The 7,386-nt window shown below is 37.8% G+C and carries 8 protein-coding genes; 2 read left to right on the forward strand and 6 right to left on the reverse strand.

Annotation, left to right across the window (positions count from 1 at the left end; genetic code table 11):
* Positions 1-110 precede the first annotated feature (110 nt).
* Positions 111-1,073, forward strand: a complete 963-nt coding sequence (locus tag ABVF21_RS18475; RefSeq protein WP_283153054.1) for a bile acid:sodium symporter family protein — start codon at positions 111-113, stop codon at positions 1,071-1,073.
* Between the two features lie 39 nt (positions 1,074-1,112).
* Here ABVF21_RS18475 and ABVF21_RS18480 read toward each other — a convergent pair whose 3' ends face one another.
* From ABVF21_RS18480 to ABVF21_RS18500, 5 genes are all read right to left on the reverse strand, one after another.
* On the reverse strand, positions 1,113-2,192 hold the full coding sequence (locus ABVF21_RS18480; protein WP_371018738.1) for a mechanosensitive ion channel family protein: 1,080 nt from the start codon (positions 2,190-2,192) through the stop codon (positions 1,113-1,115).
* 81 nt (positions 2,193-2,273) lie between these two features.
* Complete coding sequence (locus ABVF21_RS18485) at positions 2,274-3,161, reverse strand: EamA family transporter (RefSeq protein WP_303533211.1); 888 nt, start codon at positions 3,159-3,161, stop codon at positions 2,274-2,276.
* 286 nt (positions 3,162-3,447) lie between these two features.
* Positions 3,448-3,636: a hypothetical protein gene (locus ABVF21_RS18490; RefSeq protein ID WP_194220041.1), complete on the reverse strand. Its 189-nt coding sequence runs from the start codon at positions 3,634-3,636 to the stop codon at positions 3,448-3,450.
* A 114-nt stretch (positions 3,637-3,750) separates the two neighbouring features.
* The gene (locus tag ABVF21_RS18495) at positions 3,751-4,320 is read right to left on the reverse strand and encodes a TlpA family protein disulfide reductase (protein WP_283153057.1); all 570 of its coding nucleotides are present in this window, start codon (positions 4,318-4,320) and stop codon (positions 3,751-3,753) included.
* 271 nt (positions 4,321-4,591) lie between these two features.
* Positions 4,592-4,852, reverse strand: coding sequence for a metal-sensitive transcriptional regulator (locus ABVF21_RS18500; protein WP_194220043.1), 261 nt, complete (start codon positions 4,850-4,852; stop codon positions 4,592-4,594).
* Positions 4,853-5,009: 157 nt separating this feature from the next.
* Between ABVF21_RS18500 and ABVF21_RS18505 the strand changes: the two genes are divergently transcribed.
* Entirely contained in the window at positions 5,010-5,198 is a 189-nt protein-coding gene (locus tag ABVF21_RS18505) for a hypothetical protein (RefSeq protein ID WP_194220044.1), read from the forward strand.
* A 135-nt stretch (positions 5,199-5,333) separates the two neighbouring features.
* On the opposite strand, the gene ABVF21_RS18510 is transcribed toward ABVF21_RS18505, so the two are convergent.
* Positions 5,334-7,073 carry a phospho-sugar mutase gene (locus tag ABVF21_RS18510; protein ID WP_371018739.1) on the reverse strand — a complete coding sequence of 580 codons (1,740 nt, stop codon included), beginning with the start codon at positions 7,071-7,073 and terminating at the stop codon, positions 5,334-5,336.
* Between the last annotated feature and the right edge of the window lie 313 nt (positions 7,074-7,386).

Genomic DNA, 7,386 nt, shown 5'->3' on the forward strand with positions numbered 1-7,386 from the left:
GTAACGTAAAAAAATCGTTATCCAAAAATGCTTAATAAATTTTCAGATTGTATTGAAAATTGCAAGAATAAGCGTATAATCAAGATTAAATTTTCTAAGGATGTGATGAAATGAGAGCTCTTGAGAAGGCAAGTCATTTTGCGGGGAATACCTTTGCGATTTGGGTCATTCTTTTTGCAGTGCTCGGGTTTATATTCCCTAATGGATTTACGTGGATTACATCATACATAACGATCTTACTCGGAGTCATTATGTTTGGCATGGGCATGACCTTATCTGCAAAGGATTTCAAGGAAGTAGTGAAACAACCAAAAAGCGTTGCCATCGGAGTAGCTGCACAATTTATTGTTATGCCTTTCCTCGCTTACGGTCTTGCCGTTATTTTTCAATTACCAGCTGAAATTGCTGTCGGTGTGATTCTAGTTGGATGTTGTCCTGGGGGTACCGCTTCAAACGTCATCACTTACCTATCGAGGGGAAACACAGCTTTATCAGTAGCGATTACAGCCGTTTCTACGCTACTAGCTCCTTTAATAACACCTGCACTCGTTCTCTTATTTGCGAGTCAATGGTTACCTGTATCTGCAGGTGATCTATTCCTTTCCATCTTTCAAATGGTCGTTATTCCCATTACACTTGGCTTTGGTGTAAAACTGATTTTTAAAGAAAAAGTTGCTGAGAGTGTTAAAGTCCTTCCGCTTGTTTCAGTTATCTCCATCGTCGCTATTGTTGCAGCAGTTGTGGGTGCAAGCAAAGACCGGATTGCAGAAACGGGACTCATTATTTTCTCAATTGTTATACTCCATAATATACTCGGCCTTGTCGTTGGCTACTTTCTTGCCAAATTACTTCAACTCCCTGAACCCGATCAACGCGCGATCTCGATTGAAGTCGGGATGCAAAATTCTGGTCTTGGCGCAGCACTTGCTGCTGCGCATTTTAATCCCATCGCCGCAGTACCAAGCGCTATTTTTAGTGTATGGCATAACATCTCTGGTCCGATTCTAGCTACCATTTGGAGCAAAAGAAAACCTTCTACAAAAGAGCAAAAAGCCCTTACAAAAAGCGCATAAGAAAAGGCAGGTCTCTCCATGGAGGACCTGCCTTTTCTCTTAGTTATACATTTTCTCTTCTTCATGTGATGAAGTCGTTTCCACATGGAGAGTTTGTGTAGGAAATGCAAAAGCAACATGTTCTTCTTCCATTATTTTCATAATTTTGAAATTCACATCTTGTTTTACATTCAAAAAGTCCCCCCACGTGGTTGTGTTGGTAAAGAAATAAAGAAAAACATCAAGGCTACTATGATTAAACTCATCAAATGACACAAATATAGTTTCAGGATGAATTTCTTCATGATCGCGTAGCATTTTCTCGATTCGATTAATACACGTTTCAAGCCTTTCTGATGGCGTATTATACGTTACTCCTAAATGAAAGGTAATTTGCCGCTTACCCATTTTGGACCAGTTCGTAATATTTTCATTCGCTAATCGCGCATTCGGAACTGTCACAAGCGCCTGGGCAAACGTACGAATTTTAGTACTTCTAAACGTAATATCCTCAACCACGCCTTCTACACTCGGTGTTTTAATCCATTCACCGATCGAAAATGGCTTCTCAGTAATGATCACTATTCCACCGAAGAAGTTTTCAATCGTCTCTTTTGCAGCAAGAGCAAAAGCTAAACCTCCAAGTCCAAGCCCAGTAATGAAGCCGTTAACGTCATAACCGAATTCACCTGCGATAACACTAAACGTCATAGCAACAATTAATAGACGAAGTGTTTTTGATAAAAACGGAATAAGAAGCTGATCAATTTTTAGATTATATTTGCTGTTCACTGTTTGGAAAAACAGTGATGACGATGAGGAAAGGTTATACAATCCCCATGCAGTAAGAAAAATTAACGACGATCTCATAATCTCTTTATAAAATTCATTATGATGATCTAGGAATGACACGTAACGTACAGAAATATACAAACCAATTATTACGAATAACATTCGTAACGGCCTCTCAAAAGCAAGGAAGAGGTGTGTGAAAAATTCTGTAGAAGACTTTCTACTTAATTTAAGAAAAACATTAAATATATATTTCGCGAAAATTTTCCTCATTACTAAAAAAAGAAGGAAAATACCGAGTGCAATACCAAGTTCAATCCATGTGTCTTGAATACGTAACAAATCCATTACGCAACTTCCCCTTTACAAAAATAGGTTATAAGGATATACCTTCGTTTTCTAGAACTTGTATTTGTCAGTTACAGAGAATTATGCCGCTTTTTTTTCTGACTGTTGATCATAGCTTACATTCCACTGGGAGATGACAATGCCAATCAAAATCAACAAAACGCCTCCCCATTGAACAAGATGAACCGCTTCGTGAAGAAAAACCGACGATAAAAGCACTGCCGCTGGAAGCTCTGAGGAACTTAAAATTGTTCCAACACTTGAACCTACTTTAGGTACACCAATGGCCATAAATAATACCGGAAATATATTTCCGAGAAGCGCTAAAAACAAACCAAACATCCACCATTCACCTGATAGGTTCCCTTGGTAAAGTGACTCGGGAGAGAACACAGTTAAGACGAGAATACCAGCTATTGTAACCATATAAAAGCTTTTTTGAACAGCAGGAACTTCTGCTGACGTTTTACTCATAATAAAAATATAGATGGCAAAACAAATTGCTGCAAGAAGACCCAGTAAAATACCGATCGGATCATAAGTGAATTCCTTAGCTCCTAAGACTCCACTCGCTAGAAATGTCCCTATGAGGAGAATAATAACTGATACTAACGATTTAGGTTCTGGCCATCTTTTTTGACTGAGAGAATCAAGTAGGAGGCCGATCCAAGTGAATTGAAAGAGAAGAAGCACCGCAATTGAAGCTGGCAGTTTGGATACAGCAAGCGTATAAAAAATAGAAACACAACCGATGGCCACTCCACCGATTAGAATAAATTTTAAACCCTGTAATTTTAGTTTTTTCTTAGAAAGAACAACGAGAACTATTAGAACGAGCCATCCAATAAAGAATTGTCCAGCTAATAATTCTCCTACTGAGAAGCCTTTAGAAATCCCTATTTTCGTAATTGTAGACAATGAACCTAAACTACATCCTGCAAATAAAACGAGGAATACATATTTCCACATTCGATGATCCTCCCATCATTTATCTCATGCTTACCTTTTTTAAAGGAATTCAATGAATGGTGTAAAAATAAGACAATAAAAAAATCGCCCCCTGTCGAACAATCGACAAAGGGCGATGAAAATGAAAGGTTCTTCTTTCAGAAAAATCGCCGTCTAACCTGCCTGAGGCTAGTTTTAGTATACTTAAATCATAAGCCCTATTTCCCGTCTCGTCAATAAGAGTTGTAAAACTACAAATGAAGCATGGGAAAGAGATGCGAAAATAATTTATGGCATTCGTATTACTCTAATAAATTTGATAGATCCCCGTCGTAATGAGATAACCCACAAGTAAACCAAGAAAAACCGACATCGAAATGTAGGACCATTTTGATTTAAATTCAATCCCAACCCCATTCACCGGCTCATAAATCCAGCTATACTGGACAAATCCCAACATCAAAAACAACATGACACCAAATCCTAAATTAGTCACAGTTCACTCCCCCCTTATGCGTCAACTGTTTATCCTTCGCTATTTTAATACATCGTTTTTTTTAAAGAACGATCGAGCGAACGGTAGCTCATACCTTTCCTAATAAAACATCTTTTATTCCACTGAAGATGCCAACTCAACCATTTGTTCTTTACTCATTGGACCTATTATCCTCTTCATTATTATACCATTTTTGTCAACTAAATACGTCGTTGGAATTGTTATAGTAGCGAAAGTATTTGTTTGCTCACCATTTTCATCCAACAATACTGGAAAGGTAAGAGCATATTCTTTCACAAAATTCTCCACAACTTGAGAAGAAGATTCGTTGGTCGTTATATTTATAGAAAGAATTTCTGCATCGTATTCTTCTGCCTTTTCTTCATAAAACTCCTGCATATCCGGCATTTCTTCTTTACAAGGGGGGCACCAGGTCGTCCAGAAATTAATAAAAGTTACCTTCCCTTTGTAATCAGAGAGGCTCACTTCTTTCCCTTCTAGAGAATATAATGTAAAATCAGGTGCCTTATCTCCTTTTTGCAATCCTACTTCAACAGCTCCTGACACTTGCTTCGCTGGTTCTGCTTGATTTATAACGTTAACATTCTTATTATCCGTAAAAACTTGCAAACCAAAAGCTAAAAAACCACTAAGGACGACGATCCCGATTATCAAATTTCTCATTAGCTCCTCCTTTTACCAAAGAACATTGACTAAATGCCCAATTAACACAGCTTCGTAAGCACAAATGTTGTAAATAGCAGAGTTTATCCATTATTCACTATCATACCGATTTTAGGTGGGACTATACCCATTACTTAAGACAGCTATTGTCACAGAACATTTCCCATCTTACTTTTGAAAACCAAGGAGGGGTATGATTTATTGAGTCGTGTATCCATTGTAAAAAGGTACTAGGATTATCAAGATATTTTATTGAATATCCTAATAATCCTTAACGGCTCTTAACGAGAAGTTGAACAGCTTCCTTTACAACATCTTCTGTAGACTCGCCTTTATCAAGCTGTTCACGAATACACTCCTCTAGATTAGAACCAACTATTAAACCTATCGTACGGTCAATCGCCGTTCTGCTAGCAGATAGCTGAGTAATTACATCTTTGCAATCTTTCTCTTCTTCAAGCATACGAAGAACGCCACGAATTTGACCTTCAACTCTTTTTAAACGGTTTTTCATTTCATTTGTATATTCCATGATATAACTCCCTTTCGTGATCATTTATGTTTCTATGAATAAGAATATTCTGTCAAAAATAAATTAATTTCTTGCTACTTCTCTTCATATATTGTAAAATAAATCGTAATTTAAGGATAGGAAAAAGGTTTAGTTCATTATAAGGAGGCAGTGCCTTTTGGATTTATCCGAAGATGATAAACGGTTATCTAAAATTTACCGAAAGATTGTTACCTCAAACGAGTATAAAGCAGGTAAAATTCTCGAGAAACTAGATAGCGAAACGAAAGACAAAGTATTTCATCTCATTCGTATGAACAAAGCTGAATACGAACATCAATTGAATAAACAACAACTTCACCAATAGTAGAAAAATCGGCGAAACTAGCCGATTTTTTTTCGTGTCTAAGTTTTACATAAGACACATGTTGTGCTTTTAGAGGAAACTCATCAAGAAAACCAGGACGAGAGATTTGTCCTGGTTTTCTTTTTCATTATTATATTATCCCAAACGTTCTTGAACCTTACCCATAACGGAGGATCTAAGTTCAGCCAATTTACTTTGACTGTTTTCAAGATTATCGCTATTTACGCCAAAATAAAATTTCACTTTCGGCTCAGTTCCTGAAGGACGAAGGCAGAACCATGATCCATCTTCTAAAATATATTTCAATACATTTGAAGTAGGCAATTCAATTTGCTCACTTTCACCACTAACTAAAAACGTTCTTTTGCTTGTCTCATAATCCTCTACACTTTGTACTCGTAATCCAGCTGCTTCAGTAGGCGGCTCTTCACGGAATTTCGCAAGTAAAGAAACGATCTTCTCTGCCCCTTCTTTTCCTTTCAGTGTTAACGATTCAAGACCTTCCTGATAAAATCCATACTGTTCAAATACTTCGAGCAACCCTTCATAAAGCGTCATTCCTTTAGACTTGTAGAAAGCAGCAACTTCAGCTGCTACGAGGCATGCTTGAACAGCATCTTTGTCTCGAACAAAATCACCAACAAGATAGCCATAGCTTTCTTCATAGCCAAATAGGAAAGTATGCTCCCCAGTTGTTTCGAATTCTTTAATCTTTTCTCCAATAAATTTAAATCCTGTAAGCGTATCATATGAAGTAAGACCGTTATCCTCCGCAATCTTACGACCAATTTCAGAAGTAACAATTGTTTTAAGAACTGCGCCATTTTCCGGCAGCTCTCCATTTTCTTTTTTCTGAGTAATGATGTAGTTCAACAATAGTGCACCTGTTTGATTTCCAGTCAGGACCACATACTTACCCTCTTTGTTTTTCACAGCTACACCAACACGGTCTGCATCTGGATCTGTAGCCAACAGAATATCAGCATCCTCCTGCTCCCCATATTGAATGGCTAATTCAAACGCAGCATGTTCTTCCGGGTTTGGAGAAGACACTGTAGAGAAATTAGGATCTGGTAACTCCTGTTCTTTTACAACAGTTACATTCGTAAATCCATAAGCTTTCAAACCTTCCCTCACAGGAATATTCGCTGTTCCGTGCAAAGGCGTGAAGACGATTTTTAATTGCTCGCCCATTTTAGAAAGTAATTCTTGATTTACGCGAAGCGTTTTTAATTGTTCTACATATTGGCGATCAATTTCTGCGCCAACCATTTGAATAAGTCCTTTTTCTTTCAGTTCTTGTTCGGACGTAACCTTCACTTCTAACTCATTCTCAACACCGTCTACATATGAAATCACTTCTGCAGCAGCTTTAGGGGGTAACTGACCTCCATCTTCTCCATAAACTTTATAACCGTTATACTCTGGTGGGTTATGACTCGCTGTGATAACGATTCCAGCGCAAGCATTTAAAGTTCGAACCGCGAACGAGAGCTCTGGAGTGGGGCGGAGTTCTTCGAAAACATACGTTTGAATGCCATGGCTCGAAAGTGTCTTCGCAGCTTCCATAGCGAACTCAGGAGACTTGTGACGCGAATCGTAAGCAATTGCTACTCCTCTTTTCTTGTAAGCTTCACCATGTGCATCTATGTATTGCGCAAGACCTTCAGAGGCTTTTCGAATCGTATATAAATTCATTCGATTCGTACCTGGGCCAATTTCCCCCCTCATGCCACCAGTGCCAAATTCAAGATTTTTATAAAATGCATCTTCAAGTGATTGGTCTTGTCCTTTTAATGCTTCAAGATCCTTTTTCAATTCTTCATCAAGCGAAGTTGCTGATACCCATCTTTGATATTCATTTTTCCAGTCCATTATTGCCTCCTATTATGTAAATCTTCTTTAATTTTTATCAATTCTAGAAAACCTGTTAAAATCCTGCATTTTGGCTAGATTTTCTCCTTTTCTCTAATTATCATAATATGAATTTTATCGTACGCCAATGCTATATAGGAAAAAAACACCATTCGCTTAAATTCGACAAAAAAAGCAAGCCGCAAAGGTAGTGCACCCCGGAAGTTAGAGTTAAAAAACTAACTTCCGGGGTGTTTTTGTATGTCAAAGTATAGTGAGAATTTTAAATTAGAAGTTGTGATGGAGTATCTTCAAGGGTCTCTAGGATACCCTT

It is taken from the genome of Pseudalkalibacillus sp. JSM 102089 (assembly GCF_041366475.1).
GTDB lineage: Bacteria > Bacillota > Bacilli > Bacillales > Guptibacillaceae > Guptibacillus > Guptibacillus hwajinpoensis_B.

Bases quoted from the DNA above. Each gene is read 5' to 3' on its own strand.
- ABVF21_RS18475 (WP_283153054.1), top strand. From the start codon at position 111: ATGAGAGCTCTTGAGAAGGCAAGTCATTTTGCGGGGAATACCTTTGCG.
- ABVF21_RS18480 (WP_371018738.1), bottom strand. From the start codon at position 2,192: ATGGATTTGTTACGTATTCAAGACACATGGATTGAACTTGGTATTGCA.
- ABVF21_RS18485 (WP_303533211.1), bottom strand. From the start codon at position 3,161: ATGTGGAAATATGTATTCCTCGTTTTATTTGCAGGATGTAGTTTAGGT.
- ABVF21_RS18495 (WP_283153057.1), bottom strand. From the start codon at position 4,320: ATGAGAAATTTGATAATCGGGATCGTCGTCCTTAGTGGTTTTTTAGCT.
- ABVF21_RS18500 (WP_194220043.1), bottom strand. From the start codon at position 4,852: ATGGAATATACAAATGAAATGAAAAACCGTTTAAAAAGAGTTGAAGGT.
- ABVF21_RS18510 (WP_371018739.1), bottom strand. From the start codon at position 7,073: ATGGACTGGAAAAATGAATATCAAAGATGGGTATCAGCAACTTCGCTT.